General features: G+C 68.3%; 2 protein-coding genes. One reads left to right on the top strand and one right to left on the bottom strand.

Features of this window, described 5'->3' with window-relative positions:
• Nucleotides 1-215 (bottom strand): hypothetical protein (locus ACL02O_RS34335; RefSeq protein WP_412822345.1); only part of this gene is annotated, 215 nt, incomplete at its 3' end.
• Here ACL02O_RS34335 and ACL02O_RS34340 point away from each other — a divergent pair.
• Nucleotides 190-795, top strand: a complete 606-nt coding sequence (locus ACL02O_RS34340; RefSeq protein ID WP_412822346.1) for a hypothetical protein — start codon at nt 190-192, stop codon at nt 793-795. The two genes, ACL02O_RS34335 and ACL02O_RS34340, sit on opposite strands and share 26 nt — an antisense overlap.

Consider the following 795-nt stretch of genomic DNA (forward strand, 5'->3'; position numbering starts at 1 on the left):
AACGACTTCTCGGTGTCGTTGTCGCCGACGTCGGGTTCGGTGACCGCGGGTGGTTCGGTGTCGAGCACCGTGGCGACCGCGACCACGAGCGGGTCGGCGCAGACGGTGTCGTTGGCCGCGTCGGGTCTGCCCAGCGGGGCCAGCGCGTCGTTCAGCCCGTCCTCGGTGACCTCGGGCGGTTCGTCGACGATGACCATCAGCACCAGCTCGGGCACCGCGGCGGGCACCTACACCGTGACCGTGACCGGCACCGCCACCTCGGGCAGCCACTCGGCCACGTACACGCTGACCGTCAACGGCAGCGGCGGCGGCTGCACCGGCGCCGGACAGAAACTCGGCAACCCCGGCTTCGAGTCCGGTAACACCGTCTGGGCCTCCACCTCCGGCGTCATCGGCCAGTACGGCTCCCAGGGCCAGCCCACCCACAGCGGCACCTGGGACGCCTGGCTCGACGGCTACGGCACCACCCACACCGACACCCTGTCCCAGTCGGTGAGCCTGCCCGCGGGCTGCACCTCCTACAACTTCACCTTCTGGCTGCACATCGACACCTCCGAAACCACCAGCAGCACCGCGTACGACAAACTGACCGTGCAGGTGCTCAACTCCTCCGGCAGCGTCCTGGCGACCCTGGCCACCTACTCCAACCTCAACAAGGCCAGCGGCTACAGCCAGAAGTCCTTCTCCCTGGCCGCCTACGCCGGCCAGACCATCACCCTGAAGTTCACCGGCACCGAGGACTGGCTTCTGCAGACCTCGTTCGTCGTCGACGACACCGCGGTCAACGTCTCCTGA

Source organism: Micromonospora mangrovicola (assembly GCF_047200535.1).
Classification (GTDB): Bacteria; Actinomycetota; Actinomycetes; order Mycobacteriales; family Micromonosporaceae; genus Micromonospora.